The following is a 14,502-nucleotide window of genomic DNA, read 5'->3' as shown; positions in this document are numbered from 1 at the left end:
CCGACGTTGACGGCCTTCACGCGGTGCGGGCCGGGAGGCTGACCGTCACGCTCAGCCCGCCGCCGGGGCGAACGCTCGCCACGGCCTGACCGTCGTGCGCCACGGCGATCGAGGCGACGATGGCCAGGCCGAGCCCGAAGCCGCCGTCGCCGGTGCGTTCGTCCAGCCGCCGGAACGGTTCGAACAGCTCGCCGACCCGGCCGGCGGCGACCTGCGGGCCGGTGTTGTCCACCGTGAGCGACACGCGGGCGCCGTCGGTGCTCGTGCTGATCCAGACGGCGCCGCCCGGGACGTTGTAGCGGACCGCGTTGTCGAGCAGGTTGGCCGCGAGGCGTTCCAGCAGGATGGGGTCGCCTCGCGTCGGCGCCGGCTTCAACGAGGTGTGCAGCCGCGCGGTGTCCGGGGCCGATGGGGCGGCGTCGATCGCGTCCTCGATGACGGTGGCGAGGTCGACCGTCGTCCGGTCGACCTGACCGCGGTCCGTGCGGGCCAGGGTGAGCAGCGCCTCGATCAGCGCCTGGGCGTGGCACACGGCGTCGCGGACGTCGCGGCCCATGTCCAGCAGTTCGCCGCGGGTGGGTTCGGGCTTGGCCAGCACCACGTCGACGGCGGTACGCATGACGGTCAGCGGCGTCCGCAACTCGTGGCCGGCGTTGGCGATGAACCGGCGCTGGCCCTCGAACGCCGACTGGAGGCGGTCGAGCATGTCGTCGAACGTGTCGGCCAGTTCGCGTAGTTCGTCGTGCGGGCCGGTCAACGCCACTCGCGCCGTGAGGTGTTCGTCGGAGGCGTTGCGGGCCGCCTCGGTGATCCGGTGCACCGGCCGCAGCACCCGCCCGGCGACGATCCAGCCGGCGGCCGAGGCCAGGAGCGTGACCACGGCGAGCGTGCCCAGCGAATACCGCAGCAACTGTTCGAGGGTCGCCTCGCGTTGGGTCGTGGCGCCTTCGAGGACGCCCTCCTGGTAGGCCGCCTTGCACTTGTACACCAGGTCCGGATCGGCGTCCGGGTTGCCGGACGCCTTCGCGCAGGTCGCGGCGAAGTCGGCCGGGGCGGTCTGCTTCGCCTCGGCGCTGTCCTTCCCGGGCGACGGAGCGGGCAGGTTCGCCGCGAGCAGGCCATAGGTGATCACCACCAGGATCACCCCGCAGAGCGCGAACAGCCCGCTGTACAGCAGAGTCAGCCGGACCCGGACGGTCAGCCGGGGACGGATCGCGAACCGGCCGCGGTTCACAGCCGGTAGCCCCGGCCGACCACGGTCTCGATCAGTGGCGGCGGGCCGAGCTTGCGCCGCAACCGGGTCAGCGTCACCGACACGACGTTGCTGAACGGGTCGGCGTTGACGTCCCACACGTGCTCCAGCAGCTCCTCGGCGCTGACCACAGTGCCGTCCGCGGCGGCCAGCATCTCGAGCACCCCGAACTCCTTGCGGATCAGCGACAGGGCCCGCCCGGCGCGGGTGGCCCGGTGGCGGGCGCGATCGACGGTCAGGTCGCCCCGCCGGACCAGCGGCGGCGCCGAGGGGGCACGGCGGGCCAGGGCGCGGACCCGGGCGACCAGCTCCGGGAAGGCGAACGGCTTGCCCAGGTAGTCGTCGGCGCCCAGCTCGAGGCCGTCGACCCGGTCGTCCACCGAGGCCGCGGCGGTCAGCAGCAGGATCCGCGCGGCGACACCGGCCAGGGATCGGCAGACCTGATCCCCGTGTACGAGCGGCAGGTCCCGGTCGAGAACGATCACGTCGTACGCGGTATCCGACGCACCGGCCAGCGCCGCGGCGCCGTCATGGACGACGTCGACCGCCATGCCGGCGTCCGTCAGCCCCTCGCCGATCCGGGCGGCCAACGTGATGTGGTCCTCGGCCACCAGCACGCGCATGCCGACATTGTGCCCCGCCGGACATGACATCCGTCCAACACGGCACGTAGCGCTGATGTCATCGCCTTCCCGATAGACCTGTCGGCGTCCAGTGCGAAATCGCCATCGGGGGTTCGTGATGAAACGTTTCCTGGCCGCCACGGCGGCCGCTGCCGCCCTGATCGTCCTCGGCGGGTGCTCCGACGTTCCGCCCGCGCCGACGGTGCCGCAGCTGGCCGGCCGCAGCGGCGGCACCGGCGAGGGCAGCGGCGGCGGCGGAAATCCCAACGCCGTCGGCGGGGACGGCAGCGCCGAGCGCCGGGCCCGGCTGCACGCCGCCGGGGACTGCGTCCGGAAGCACGGGGCGCCGCGCTACCAGGACCCGCTGCTGACCGCCGACGGTTTCGTCTACACCGACGACGTCGCCCTGCGCGACCTGGACGGGCCGGAGCTGGACGCCATCCAGACGGCCTGCCGCGACCTCATCCGGGCGGCGGCGTTCTCGATGCGCGACCAGGGCCCACCGCCGCCGAACCTGATCCGGGCCGGGGTGAAGTCGGCCCAGTGCCTGCGCGCCAACGGTCTGCCCGGCGTCAAGGACCCCACCGCCGACCGGCACTTCTCGCCGGGCAAGGGGTTCGGGCTCGATCCGGACTCGATTCCGGCCGGCGGGAAGCAGAACCCGGTCGTGATGCGGGCGCTGACCGCGTGCCGGGCGGTCCTGGACGAGGAGGCACAGGTGTCCAGCCTGGGGAACCTCGGCCATGCGTAGGCGGGTGGCCCTCGGGGCGGTCGTCCTCGCGGCGGCCGGGGCCTCCGGCGCCGGCTGGTGGCTGCGGGACACGCCGGCTCGATCGGCGGGCGGGGTGCCGACGGGCTCCGCGACCGTGACCCGCACCGACCTGACGACCACGACCGCGGTGCCCGGCACGCTGGGATACATCGGTACGTACTCGGTGCACCGGCCGGGCGGCGGCACCGTCACCTGGCTGCCACGGCCGGGTCAGGTGATCGTCCGGGGCCGGCCGGTCCTCGCCGTCGACAACCGGCCGGTCCGGCTGCTCTACGGCGACCGGCCCGCGTGGCGATCACTGGCCCTGGGCGTCACCACCGGACCGGACGTCCACGCGCTGGAGCGGAACCTGGTCGCGCTCGGGCACGCCACCCGGGCCGGCCTGACAGTCGACGGCCGGTTCACCCGGGCGACCGCCGCGGCCCTGCGCCGCTGGCAGCGGGCGACCCACCAGCCGGTCACCGGGCGGCTCGAGCTGGGCGCCGTCACGTTCCAGCCTGGCCCGTTGCGCGTCACCACCCTGGGCGCGACGGTGGGTGGGCCGGCGATCGGCGACGCCGGCGGCCCGTTGCTGTCCGGCACCTCGCCGGTCGTCGGGGTGGCGCTCGCCGTGCCGGTCACCGAGAGCCACCTCGTCCATCTGCATGACGCCGTCACGGTCACCCTGCCGGGCGGCGACACCCTGCCGGGACGGGTCACCGAGCTGTCGACGGTGGCATCGGCCCCCAATGACAACGAGCCCGGCCGGGGCGATCAGCTCCCGTCCGTCGCGGCCACGGTCACCCTCGGCCGGCAGGCGGCCGGCGCCGCCCTCGACCAGGCGCCGGTCGAGGTCCACGTGACCACCGGCTCGGCCGACGGGGTCCTGGCCGTGCCGATCACCGCGCTGGTCGCGCTGGCCGGCGGCGGGTACGGCGTGTACCTGCTCGACGCGCCCGCGCGGCGGCTGATCGGCGTCACCCCCGGCCTGTTCTCCGACACGCTCGTCGAGGTCACCGGGGACGGCCTGGCCGAGGGCATGACGGTGGAGGTGCCGGTGTCATGACCACGCCGGCTCTGGAACTGTCCGCCGTGCGCAAGGTGTATCCGGGTCCGACCCCGGTCACCGCGCTCGACGGCATCGACCTGGTCATCCGGACCGGCGAGGCGGTCGCCATCACCGGCGCGTCCGGCGCCGGCAAGTCCACCCTGCTCGGGATCCTGGGCACACTCGAGCGGCCCACCAGAGGCGCGGTGCGGATCGCCGGGACCGATGTGGCGGCTCTCCCGGACGCGAAGCTGTCCGCCGTCCGGGCCGGCCGCCTCGGCTTCGTCTTCCAGCAGTTCTTCCTCCTCGATCACCTCAGCGTGCTCGACAACGTGGCGACCGGCCTGCTCTACCGGGGCCTGCCGGCCCGGGTCCGCCGCGAACACGCCGCCGAGGCGCTGCGCGGAGTCGGACTCGCCGGTCGGATCGGGCACCGGGCCGGGCAGCTCTCGGGCGGCGAACGGCAGCGGGTCGCCGTGGCCCGGGCGACCGTCGGCCGGCCGGCGGTGCTGCTGGCCGACGAGCCGACCGGCAGCCTGGACTCGGCCACCGGCGCCGGCATCGTCGAGCTGCTCGCCACGCTGGCCGGCCAGGACACCACGGTCGTCCTGATCACCCACGATGCCGGCGTCGCCGCGGCCATGCGGCGGCAGGTGCGGCTGCGTGACGGCCGGATCGTCAGCGACACCGGGACACCGGCGTGACCTCGCGGCTGCGTCTGCCCGACGCGATCACCCTGGCCACCAGCGGTCTCCGGGCCCGCCGCATCCGCACGGCGCTGTCCGCGCTGGGCGTCGCCATCGCCGTCGCGGCCGTGGTCGCCGTGCTCGGCATTGCCGAGTCGGCCAAGGCCGACCTCGTCAGCCGGCTCGGCGAGGAGGGCAATCTGCTGACCGTCGCGTCCGCACAGTCGATCAACGGTCGTGAGGTGCCGCTACCGATCACCGCCGAACCCATGATCAGGCGGATCCCGCCGGTGCAGACGGTCACGGCCGTGGCCACTCTCGCCGATGTCGGCGTACGCCGCAGCACTGCCGTCCCGGCCGTGCAGACCGGCGGCATGAACGTGCTCGCCGCGCAGGTCTCGCTGCCGGAGACGGTGTCGGCGCGGATGCTGCTCGGCCACTACCTCGACGCGACCGCGGACGACTACCCGGTGACCGTTCTCGGCTACGAAGCCGCGAGGATTCTCGGCATCGGCTCCCTCGACGCCTCGACACAGGTCCTGGTCGGCGACCGCTACTTCACTGTCGCCGGAGTGCTCGCGCCGGTCACCGTGGCGCCGGAGATCGACGTCGCCGCGCTGATCAGCTTCCCGCAGGCGGAACAGCTCTTCGGGCGGACCGGCGGACCGAGCCGGATCTACCTGCGCGCCGACCCGGACCAGGTGGCCGCGGTCGCCTCCGTGCTCACCGCCACGACGGTGCCGCAGGGGCAGGAGGACGTCCAGGTACGCCGGCCGTCCGACCTGCTGGTGGCCCGGATCGCGGCCAAGAACACGTTCGTCGGGCTGTTCCTCGGGCTGGGCGCGATCGCGTTGCTGATCGCCGGGGTCGGCATCGCCAACATCATGGTGATCTCGGTCCTGGAACGGCGCGCAGAGATCGGGCTCCGCCGTGCGCTCGGCGCCCGCCGCCGGCACGTCGCCGCCCAGTTCCTGCTCGAGTCGACGTTGCTGGCGGCGATCGGCGGACTGCTCGGCACGGGACTCGGGGTGGCGGCGACCGCCGTCGCCGCCCGGCTCGGCGGCAATCCGGTCGTCGTACCGGCGCAGGGGCTGGCCGCCGGCCTCATCGCGGCGCTGCTGATCGGCGCGCTCGCCGGCCTCTACCCGGCCGCCCGGGCCGCACGCCTGTCACCCGTGGAGGCGCTCCGGGCGCTGTGATCCAGCCCGAGGGCGTCACGGTCGCCGGCGAGCCTGAGCGCCCGCCGACGCTGGATCCGCTCCAGGTGGGGTAGACCGATACGGTGAGCGCCGAGCATTCCACCGCCCTGACCGCCACGCCGTCGGCCTGGGCGCCGTTGCGCGTCGTGGCCTTCCGCAGCCTGTGGCTGGCGCTGCTGGCCAGCAACATCGGCACCTGGATGCAGACCGTCGGCGCTCAGTGGCTGCTGGTCGAGCAGTCCGGGAGCGACACGCTGGTGGCCGTGGTGCAGACCGCCAGCACGCTGCCGATCGTGCTGTTCGCCCTGGCCTCCGGGGCACTGGCCGACACCCTCGACCGGCGGCGGCTGCTGATCGCCGTACAGAGTTTCCTGTTCGGTGTCGGGGTGCTGCTCACCGTCCTGACGCTCGCCGGGCAGATGCCGGCGACGCTGCTGCTGACGCTGACCTTCGCGCTGGGCGCGGGCCAGGCGCTGACCGCTCCGGCCTGGCAGGCGATCATTCCCGAGCTGGTGCCGCGCTCCCAGCTCGCCTCCGCGTCCGCGCTCGGCGCGATCAGCATGAACCTGGCCCGGGCCGTCGGTCCGGCGGTGGCCGGGGTGCTGATCGCGAGGACCGGAGCCGGTGTCGTGTTCGGGCTCAACGCGCTGACGTTCGCGGCCTTCACTCTCGTGCTGTGGCGCTGGCGGCCGCCCGTCGCCGGCACCGCCCAGGCGCCCGAACGCTTCGCCGCCGCGGTCCGGGCCGGCGGCCGGTACGTGCGGCACTCCCCGGTGGTGCGGCGCATCCTGCTGCGCGCGGCGTTCTTCCTGGTGCCGGGGAGCGCGCTGTGGGCCCTGCTGCCGCTGGTGGCCAGCCGCCGGCTCGGTCTGGGTTCGGGCGGGTACGGCGTCCTGCTCGGCGCCGTCGGCGTCGGCGCCGTGGCCGGGGCGCTGCTGCTGCCCCGCCTTCGTGCCCGCTGGTCGGTGAACCGGCTGCTGCTGGTCGCCGGCGTCGTGTTCGCCGTGGTTCTCGCCGTGCTCGCCCTGGCCCGTTCGGAGGTCGCCGTCGTGGCGGCGCTGCTGCCGGCCGGGGTGGGCTGGGTCATGGTGCTGTCCAGCGTGAACGCCGCCATGCAGCTCTTCCTGCCGAACTGGGTACGCGCCCGCGGCCTGGCCGTCTACCAGATGATCTTCGCCGGGGCGCAGGCCGCCGGAGCGCTCGTCTGGGGCGCCCTCTCCGACGCGTACGGGCTGGTCGCGGCCCATCTGGCCGCCGCCGTGGTGATGGCGGCCGGGGTGCTGACGCTGCGCTGGTGGCCGCTGCGGGACACCACCGGGCTCAACCGCGAGCCGGCCAGCTACTGGCCCGAGCCCCATCTCGAGCTGGACCCCGACGATCACGACGGCCCGGTGCTGGTCACCGCCTCGTACGCGGTCGGCCCGGCCCGCGAGGAGGAGTTCGTGGAGGCGATGGAAGCGGTGCGCCGCAGCCGGCTCCGGACCGGCGCGGTGCGCTGGGGGCTGTTCCGCGACGGCGAGGAACCGAGCCGTTTCGTCGAGGTGTACCTCGTGCCGAGCTGGGACGAGCACCGGCGGCAGCACGCCGGCCGGCTGACCGGCGCCGATCAGGAGGCCGAGGAACGGGCCCGGGCGCTCGCCGACGGCCCACCGGACGTCAGCCACCTGCTCTCCGCCCGCTGACAAACGCGCGTTCTCGCGCCGGCCGTCACTTGCCGCGGGCTTTGCGGGTGCTTCTCGCGTTGGCCTTCTGGATCGCCTCGACCAGCTCGTCCTTGGTCATCCGGCTGCGGCCGGTGATGTCGAGCTTCTTCGCCTGCTCCAGCAGGTGCTTCTTGCTGGCGTTCGCGTCCACCCCACCGGCGGTCTTCGCCTTCGTGTCGCGGCCGCCGGCGGCCTTGGCGTCGCTCGGGCCCTTCTGCTCCTTGGGCTCCCAGTGGTCCCCGGTCTTCTCGAACGAGTGCTTCAGAGAGGCGAACGCGGTGCGGTGCGCCCGTTCGCCCTCGCCGTACTCCTCGACCGCGTGATCATGGGTCTTGGCGTACGTCTCCTGCGCCTTCTTCGGCGACCGCTTCAGCGTGCTCGGCATGTCGTCCTTCGCCGGCATGATGACCTCCTCGACGTCGGGATCCCACGACGCGTGCCCCGGTCGGACCCACCTCAAACCGCGGGTACCGGCTCAGCCGGGCCGAGGTCGTCCGTCACCGGCGGCGGTCATTTCTCGTGCGACGGCGCTTTCCGCGGTGAGCTGTTCGTGCGGCGGCGATTCCCGCGACGACGAGCGCGGCCGGCAGCCGGTGGCCGTGGCCGGGTCGAAGGTCTGACCCTTGAGCAGGTTCTCCAGGTGCGGCAGGAGCAGCGAGAGCTCGTTCTGCACCTCTCGGGCGGGTAAGGTCAGTTCGTAGTCACTCCCGGCGCGCACCAGGAGTTCGTCGCCGAACAACACCCGCAGCCGCTGCAGCGTCCGGCTCATCGACGACTGACTCAGATGAAACCTCTCGGCCGCCCGCACCGACGGTCGCCGCCGTCCGCCGGCGTGGGCGCCCTCGATCAGGGTGTCGAGCAGTTCCGCACGCCTCGGGCCGGGCGTAGCCGTGCCGCGGCGCCGAGGCGAGCGACGTGAGGATCCAGAAGGTGGGCTCCGCATATGGTTCACAGCGGCAATATCTAGATGATCTTAGTATGAGGCAAGACCCGGTTCGTCCGCACGGGACGGGCGTGGCCAGAGCCCGCCGGTGCGGCCGGCCCGGCGCAGGACGACGACCATGGCCGTCAGGCAGAGCAGCAGGGCGATCAGGCTGGCTTCGGGGCCGAAGGCGCCGCCGGTCAGCAGCTCCGGGCCGGCCAGGGTGGTGTGCAGCAGTCCGCTCTCGGCGCCCTGGACGCTGCTGGAGGTCGGCAGGCCGAAGATGCCGATGTGGGTGAAGTCCCAGGCGAAGTGGAGGCCGATCGGGAGCCACAGCGATCGCGAGAGGACGTAGCAGGCGCCGGTCAGCAGCCCGCCCTCGAGACCGAGCGCGAGAGTTCCCCACAGCGTGGCGTTGCTGTTCACCAGGTGCGTGAAACCGAAGATCAGCGACGACACCGGCAAGGCGATCAGGCTGCCCGTACGCTCCTCCAGGATCCGGAAGACGACGCCGCGGAAGAGCAGTTCCTCGTTGACGGCGATGCTGGCCACGGCGCCGACCGCGGCGAGCAGCCCACCCGGTGACCCCCACGCCACATCCGCCCAGCCGCCCAGCGCCCCGATGACCAGGATCATGACGGTGAACAGGGAGAACCCGAGAACACCACCCTTGACCAGACCCGGGCACCGTCCTTGCGGCGACAGCTCGGTGATGGTCTCGCGCGCTTCGACGGCGCGGGACAACCATCGGTAGCAGGCCAGCGCCGCGACCGCGGTGCCCAGGCCGACGAGCAGGGCGACGAACACATTGCCCCCGGCGAGCACGTTGAGGCCGCGGGTCGCCGCCAGGACCACCAGCAGCGCCACCACCAGCACGGGGACCCGGAAACTCCGCAGCCGGCGCCGCGCCGGGGAGAGTCCGGCGTCGTGAACGGAATCGCGCATGGTTGAGGCCTCTCGAAATGTCAGCGTGTGAGGGATTTGACGCGCCTGACCCTAGAGCGCGACATCTCCGCTGCCATCCCTCCTCAGAGGACGAACGCGGTAGCTCCTCCGAGGGATGGGCCGGCGTCAGTGCGGATCCGGGCCCAGACCGATCCGGTACGCCAGAATGACCGCCTGGACGCGGTCACGCAGGCCGAGCTTGGAGAGGATCCGCGACACGTACGTCTTGACCGTCTCCAGCGAGATGGTCAGCTCGACGGCGATCTCGGCGTTGGAGCGGCCGGCCGCGATCTGCCGCAGCACCTCCATCTCCCGGGTGGTCAGCAACCGGTCGACGTTGTCCCGGGCCGGGCCGGCGGCGCCGGTGGGCCGGAGGCGTTCGGCGAAGTGCCCGATCAGCCGGCGGGTGACCGCGGGGGCCAGCAGGGACTCGCCACGGGCAACGGTGCGGATACCCTCGACGATCTGCACATGGGGCGCGTCCTTGAGGAGGAACCCGCTGGCGCCGGCCCGGAGCGCCTCGTACACGTAGGCGTCGACGTTGAACGTGGTCACCACCAGCACCCGCACCGGCTGGTCGACGCCGGGACCGGCCAGGCACCGGGTCGCCTCGATGCCGTCCAGGATGGGCATCCGGATGTCCATCACGGCCACGTCCGGGCGCAACAGCTGCCCCAGCCGCACCGCCTCGCGACCGTCCGCGGCCTCGCCGACGACCTCCAGGTCGGGCTGGGCGGAGAAGATCGTGGCGTAGCCGGTACGGACCAGCGCCTGATCCTCACAGATCAGCACCCGGATCGGGTCGGTCACTCGGTACTCCTCAAGGGGATCACGGCCCACACCCGGAAGCCGCCGTCGGGCCGGATCCCGGAGACGAGGTCGCCGTCGAGAAGGCGCACCCGCTCACGCATGCCGGCCAGCCCGCGCCCACCCGAGGGCAGGACCGGAGTGGTGGCCGACGGGCCGATGGTGGTCACCTCGATCTCGAGGGCGTCGTCCCGGTGCCGCACCGCGACCGTGGTCGGCCGCCCGGTGGCGTACTTGATCGCGTTGGTCAGCGCCTCCTGCACGACGCGGTAGGCGGCGAGCTCCATGTCGACCGGTAACGACCTGGGCCGGCCGGGTTCGGTCCAGGTGACCGGTTGCCCGGCCAGCCGGGCCTGCTCGACCAGATCGGCTATCCGGCCCATGGTGGGCGCCCGATCACCGGTGGTGGGCTCGCCGGTCGCCTCCAGCGCGTCCAGCATCGCCCGCAACTCGGTCAGCGCCCGGCGCCCGGTCGCACCGATGGCGGTCAGCCCGTCCGCGACGCGGTCCGGCCCGCTGGTGAGCAGGAACTGCGTCGCATCGGCCTGGACCACCATCGCGGTCACGTGGTGGGTGACCACATCGTGCAGGTCACGTGCGATCCGGGCCCGCTCGGCGGACGTGGCGACCTCGGCGGCCAGCCGCCGGTGCTCGGCCTCCTCCGTCCGCCACCGGCGCGCACCGGCGCCGGTCAGCCAGATCGCCACCAGCACCAGATAGAACGCCAGGAAGTCCAGGACGTCCTGCGGTGAGCCACGATCGTGCAGCACCACCGCCAGCACCGCGTAACCCGCCGTCACCGCCACGGCGAACCACCGCCGGCCCGTCACCAGGTGAGCGCCGGCGGCGTACACCGCCAGCAGCAGCGACACCTTCGCGAAGGTGTCGGGGCGGCCCAGCACCTGGCCCACCGCCCACACCCCGCCGGCGGCCACGAGACAGCCGGCGGGCCGGCGGCTGCGCATCAGCAGCGGCAGGCACATGCCCAGCGTCAGCGCCGCGTCGACCAGGGCGGCGGCGGCGACCGGATAGCGGGGCAGATCGCCGATCTCCGGCCCCAGGTGCGACACGGTCGGCGTGAACGCCAGCACAGCGACCAGGGCGGTCCACAATGCATCCTTTGCGGACGCCGGGAGATTGCGCCATCGGCGGGGGACCTCGGCGATCGCCATCGCGGCGAGTCTAACGACGGCGGCGTGGCCGGGGAACCAGCTTGCCGCCGCGCCGCGCGGCGATCAGCATCGGCACCGCGAGCAGCAGGCTCACGACGACCGGGATGATCGACGCCTCCAGGCCGAACTGGCCGCCGGTCAGCAGCTCGGGCCCGGTCGGCCGGGCCACCAGCAGACCGTCCGCGGCGTGGCCCGACACCGGGATGCCCAGCAGCCCCACCGCGGTGTTCCAGGCGAAGTGCAGACCCACGACCAGCCAGATGTTGCGCCGCCACAGGAACGCGGCGCCGAGCAGGACACCCGCCTCCACCGCGATGGCCACCGAACTCCACACCGTCGCGCCCGGGTTGGCCAGATGCAGGAAGCCGAACAGCAGGGCGGTGACCGCCAGCGCGACCCAGCTGCCGAACAACCGTTCCAGCGCCTGCAACGCCAGGCCCCGGAACAGCAGTTCCTCCGTCACCGCCGCGCCGAAGGACACCGCCGCCATGCTCGCCACGATCGACAGAGCGCTGCCCGGCGCCCGGCTGAACGAGAACTCGGTGACCACCGCCAGGATCGACACACCGATGAACACCACCCCGATCGCCACGCCGACGAGCAGGTGCGGCACGGCGTGCCGCCGGGCGATCTCCGGCGTCTCCCGCCGCGCGACATGGCGCATCACCACCGCGTAGACGACGACCGCGACGACCGCACCCACCAGCCCGGCCACCGGCCCGCCCAGCGACAACGCCGACGCCGCGCCGACACCGACCAGTCCCACCGACATCCAGACGATCGGGAACCGCATGATGCGGCCGGCCCGCCCGGCCCGCTCATCCAGCTGTTCCCCCGGCAACGTGCTCACCAGTCACTCTCCCTGCCCCCACGGCCGCCCGGTCCGACGGCACGTTGGCAGGCTACGGACGACACCACGCCGGCGAATCACCAAGAAGTGGACGTTCGCGGTAGCTCCTGCGAGGGATACCGATCGAGGTTCATCACCTTGACCCAGGCGGCGACGAAGTCCTCGGCGAACGTGGCGCGCGCGTCGTCGCCGGCGTACACCTCGGCCACGGCGCGCAGCTCCGAGTTCGATCCGAAGATCAGATCCACCCGGCTGCCCCGCCACCTGACCGAGCCGTCCGGGTCGCGGGCCTCGAACGTCTCCGGGTCGTCGGTGACCGGCCGCCAGGTGGTGTCCAGGTCGAGCAGGTTGACGAAGAAGTCGTTGGTCAGCACGCCCGGCGTCCTGGTGAGGACGCCCACCGGGGACTCCTGGTAGGTGGCGCCGAGCACGCGCAGGCCGCCGATCAGGACGGTCATCTCGGGCGCGGTCAGCGTCAGCAGGTTGGCCCGGTCCACGAGCAGGAACTCGGCCGGAAGACGGTGTCCCTTGCCCTGGTAGTTGCGGAATCCGTCGGCGGCCGGCTCGAGCGCGGCGAACGACTCGGCGTCCGTCTGCTCCGCGGTGGCGTCCGTACGGCCGGGGGTGAACGGCACCTCGATCGGATGTCCGCCGGCCGCCGCGGCCCGCTCGACCGCCGCCGAGCCGGCCAGCACGATCAGGTCGGCCAGCGAGATCTTCCGGCCACCGGTCTGTTCGGTGTTGAAGGTCTCCCGGAGGTCACCGAGGACAGTCAGCACCCGGTCCAGGCGTTCCGGCTCGTTGACCTCCCACGAGTTCTGCGGCGCGAGCCTGATCCGGGCGCCGTTGGCGCCGCCGCGTTTGTCGCCGCCGCGGAAGGTGGACGCCGACGCCCACGCCGTCGCGACCAGCTCCGGCACGCTCAGGCCGGCCGCCAGCACCCGCTCCTTGAGCGTCGCGACGCCGGCGGCGTCGACCAGCTCGTGGTCGACCGCCGGCACCGGGTCCTGCCAGATCAGCCGTTCCGCGGGCACCTCGGGCCCGAGGTAGCGCTGGATCGGCCCCATGTCGCGGTGGGTCAGCTTGAACCAGGCCCGGGCGAACGCGTCGGCGAAGGCGCCGGGGTCGGCCAGGAAGCGCCGCGAGATCTGTTCGTATGCGGGATCGACCCGCAGGGCCAGGTCCGTGGTCAGCATCGTCGGCACCCGACGGACCGAGGGGTCGAACGGATCGGGGATGATCCCCGGCGTGTCCCGGGCCACCCACTGGTGCGCCCCGGCCGGGCTCTTCGACAACTCCCACTCGTGGCCGAACAGGATCTCGAAGAAGCTGTTGCTCCACCGCGTCGGCGTCGTGGTCCAGGTGACCTCCAGCCCGCTGGTGATCGCGTCCGGGCCCGAGCCGGTGCCGAAGGTGCTGCGCCAGCCCAGGCCCTGCTCCTCGATCGGGGCGGCCTCGGGCTCGGCGCCGACGTGGTCGGCCGGTCCGGCGCCGTGCGTCTTGCCGAAGGTGTGCCCACCGGCGATCAGGGCCACGGTCTCCTCGTCGTTCATCGCCATCCGGCCGAACGTCTCGCGGATGTCGCGGGCCGACGCCATCGGGTCCGGGTTGCCGCCCGGGCCTTCCGGGTTGACGTAGATCAGGCCCATCTGGACCGCGGCCAGCGGCTCCTCCAGGTCACGGTCGCCGGTGTACCGCTCGTCGGCGAGCCAGGTGGTCTCCGGGCCCCAGTAGACGTCCTCGTCGGGCTCCCACACGTCGGGCCGGCCGCCGGCGTACCCGAAGGTCGTGAAGCCCATCGACTCCAGTGCGACGTTGCCGGCCAGGACCATCAGATCGGCCCACGACAGACTTCGGCCGTACGCCTTCTTGACCGGCCACAGCAGCCGGCGCGCCTTGTCCAGGTTCGCGTTGTCCGGCCAGCTGTTGAGCGGCGCGAACCGCTGCTGACCGGCGCCGGCCCCGCCGCGGCCGTCGCTGATCCGGTAGGTTCCCGCGCTGTGCCACGCCATCCGGATGAGGAACGGGCCGTAGTGCCCGTGGTCGGCCGGCCACCAGTCGCGTGACGTGGTCAGGATCGCGGCGATGTCCCGCTTGACGGCGGCCAGATCGAGGGCCTGGAACGCGGCCGCGTAGTCGAACGCCGCGCCCAGCGGATTGGCCTCCGCCGGGTTCTTGGCCAGGATTCGCAGGTTGAGCCGGTTCGGCCACCATCCGCGGTTGCCGCCGCCCTGGGTCGGATGAGCCGCACGGCCGTGCGCCACCGGGCACGTCGGAGCGGCGCCGGCCTCCGCGTCATGATCGATGGCCTGGTGCTGCTCGGACGGCACGGACGTGGTGCCGTCGTGATGGTCGGACATCATTTCCCTTCAGCGAGCGTCGAAGACCGGCGGTGAGCTGGGCCGGCGGTGAGCTGGGCCGGCGGTGAGCTGGGCCGGCGGTGAGCTAGGCCGGCGGTGAGCTAGGCCGGCGGTGAGCTAGGCCGGCGGTGAGCTAGGCCGGCGGTGAGCTAGGCCGGCGGTGAGCTAGGCCGGCGGTGAGCTA

At 72.9% G+C, this 14,502-nt stretch carries 14 protein-coding genes; 5 read left to right on the top strand and 9 right to left on the bottom strand.

Features of this window, described 5'->3' with window-relative positions:
* Positions 1–16 precede the first annotated feature (16 nt).
* Both AB0M54_RS17980 and AB0M54_RS17975 read right to left on the bottom strand, forming a co-directional pair.
* Positions 17–1,234, bottom strand: a complete 1,218-nt coding sequence (locus AB0M54_RS17980; RefSeq protein WP_364472472.1) for a HAMP domain-containing sensor histidine kinase — start codon at positions 1,232–1,234, stop codon at positions 17–19.
* Positions 1,231–1,875 carry a response regulator transcription factor gene (locus AB0M54_RS17975; RefSeq protein WP_364472469.1) on the bottom strand — a complete coding sequence of 215 codons (645 nt, stop codon included), beginning with the start codon at positions 1,873–1,875 and terminating at the stop codon, positions 1,231–1,233. Before AB0M54_RS17975 ends, AB0M54_RS17980 begins: the two co-directional genes overlap by 4 nt.
* A gap of 118 nt (positions 1,876–1,993) precedes the next feature.
* On the opposite strand from AB0M54_RS17975, the gene AB0M54_RS17970 reads away from it, so the two are divergent.
* The 5 genes from AB0M54_RS17970 to AB0M54_RS17950 all read left to right on the top strand — a co-directional run bounded on the left by AB0M54_RS17970 (position 1,994) and on the right by AB0M54_RS17950 (position 7,241).
* Complete coding sequence (locus tag AB0M54_RS17970) at positions 1,994–2,626, top strand: hypothetical protein (protein ID WP_364472466.1); 633 nt, start codon at positions 1,994–1,996, stop codon at positions 2,624–2,626.
* Complete coding sequence (locus tag AB0M54_RS17965) at positions 2,619–3,692, top strand: peptidoglycan-binding domain-containing protein (protein ID WP_364472463.1); 1,074 nt, start codon at positions 2,619–2,621, stop codon at positions 3,690–3,692. Before AB0M54_RS17970 ends, AB0M54_RS17965 begins: the two co-directional genes overlap by 8 nt.
* A complete protein-coding gene (locus AB0M54_RS17960; protein ID WP_364472460.1) occupies positions 3,689–4,378 on the top strand; it encodes an ABC transporter ATP-binding protein in 690 nt (229 codons plus the stop codon). The genes AB0M54_RS17965 and AB0M54_RS17960 overlap by 4 nt, the downstream gene beginning before the upstream one ends.
* Entirely contained in the window at positions 4,375–5,559 is a 1,185-nt protein-coding gene (locus AB0M54_RS17955; RefSeq protein WP_364472457.1) for an FtsX-like permease family protein, read from the top strand. The genes AB0M54_RS17960 and AB0M54_RS17955 overlap by 4 nt, the downstream gene beginning before the upstream one ends.
* A gap of 83 nt (positions 5,560–5,642) precedes the next feature.
* Positions 5,643–7,241, top strand: coding sequence for an MFS transporter (locus AB0M54_RS17950; protein WP_364472454.1), 1,599 nt, complete (start codon positions 5,643–5,645; stop codon positions 7,239–7,241).
* Between the two features lie 25 nt (positions 7,242–7,266).
* Here the strand turns inward: AB0M54_RS17950 and AB0M54_RS17945 are convergent, their stop codons facing one another.
* The 7 genes from AB0M54_RS17945 to katG form a co-directional block, all read right to left on the bottom strand.
* Positions 7,267–7,665, bottom strand: a complete 399-nt coding sequence (locus AB0M54_RS17945) for a ChaB family protein (protein ID WP_364472451.1) — start codon at positions 7,663–7,665, stop codon at positions 7,267–7,269.
* Between the two features lie 72 nt (positions 7,666–7,737).
* Positions 7,738–8,205 carry a LysR family transcriptional regulator gene (locus AB0M54_RS17940; RefSeq protein ID WP_364472700.1) on the bottom strand — a complete coding sequence of 156 codons (468 nt, stop codon included), beginning with the start codon at positions 8,203–8,205 and terminating at the stop codon, positions 7,738–7,740.
* 30 nt (positions 8,206–8,235) lie between these two features.
* A complete protein-coding gene (locus tag AB0M54_RS17935) occupies positions 8,236–9,129 on the bottom strand; it encodes a CPBP family intramembrane glutamic endopeptidase (RefSeq protein WP_364472448.1) in 894 nt (297 codons plus the stop codon).
* 126 nt (positions 9,130–9,255) lie between these two features.
* Positions 9,256–9,939, bottom strand: coding sequence for a response regulator transcription factor (locus AB0M54_RS17930; protein ID WP_364324381.1), 684 nt, complete (start codon positions 9,937–9,939; stop codon positions 9,256–9,258).
* On the bottom strand, positions 9,936–11,108 hold the full coding sequence (locus AB0M54_RS17925; protein WP_364472445.1) for a histidine kinase: 1,173 nt from the start codon (positions 11,106–11,108) through the stop codon (positions 9,936–9,938). The genes AB0M54_RS17930 and AB0M54_RS17925 overlap by 4 nt, the downstream gene beginning before the upstream one ends.
* Positions 11,109–11,118: 10 nt before the next feature.
* Positions 11,119–11,958, bottom strand: coding sequence for a CPBP family intramembrane glutamic endopeptidase (locus AB0M54_RS17920; RefSeq protein WP_364324374.1), 840 nt, complete (start codon positions 11,956–11,958; stop codon positions 11,119–11,121).
* 77 nt (positions 11,959–12,035) lie between these two features.
* Complete coding sequence (gene katG, locus AB0M54_RS17915; RefSeq protein ID WP_364472443.1) at positions 12,036–14,318, bottom strand: catalase/peroxidase HPI; 2,283 nt, start codon at positions 14,316–14,318, stop codon at positions 12,036–12,038.
* Between the last annotated feature and the right edge of the window lie 184 nt (positions 14,319–14,502).

Source organism: Actinoplanes sp. NPDC051470 (assembly GCF_040682035.1).
In the GTDB taxonomy this organism is placed as follows: domain Bacteria; phylum Actinomycetota; class Actinomycetes; order Mycobacteriales; family Micromonosporaceae; genus Actinoplanes.
Note: the sequence above shows the minus strand (reverse complement) of the source record. Positions and strands in the feature narration are given on the sequence as shown.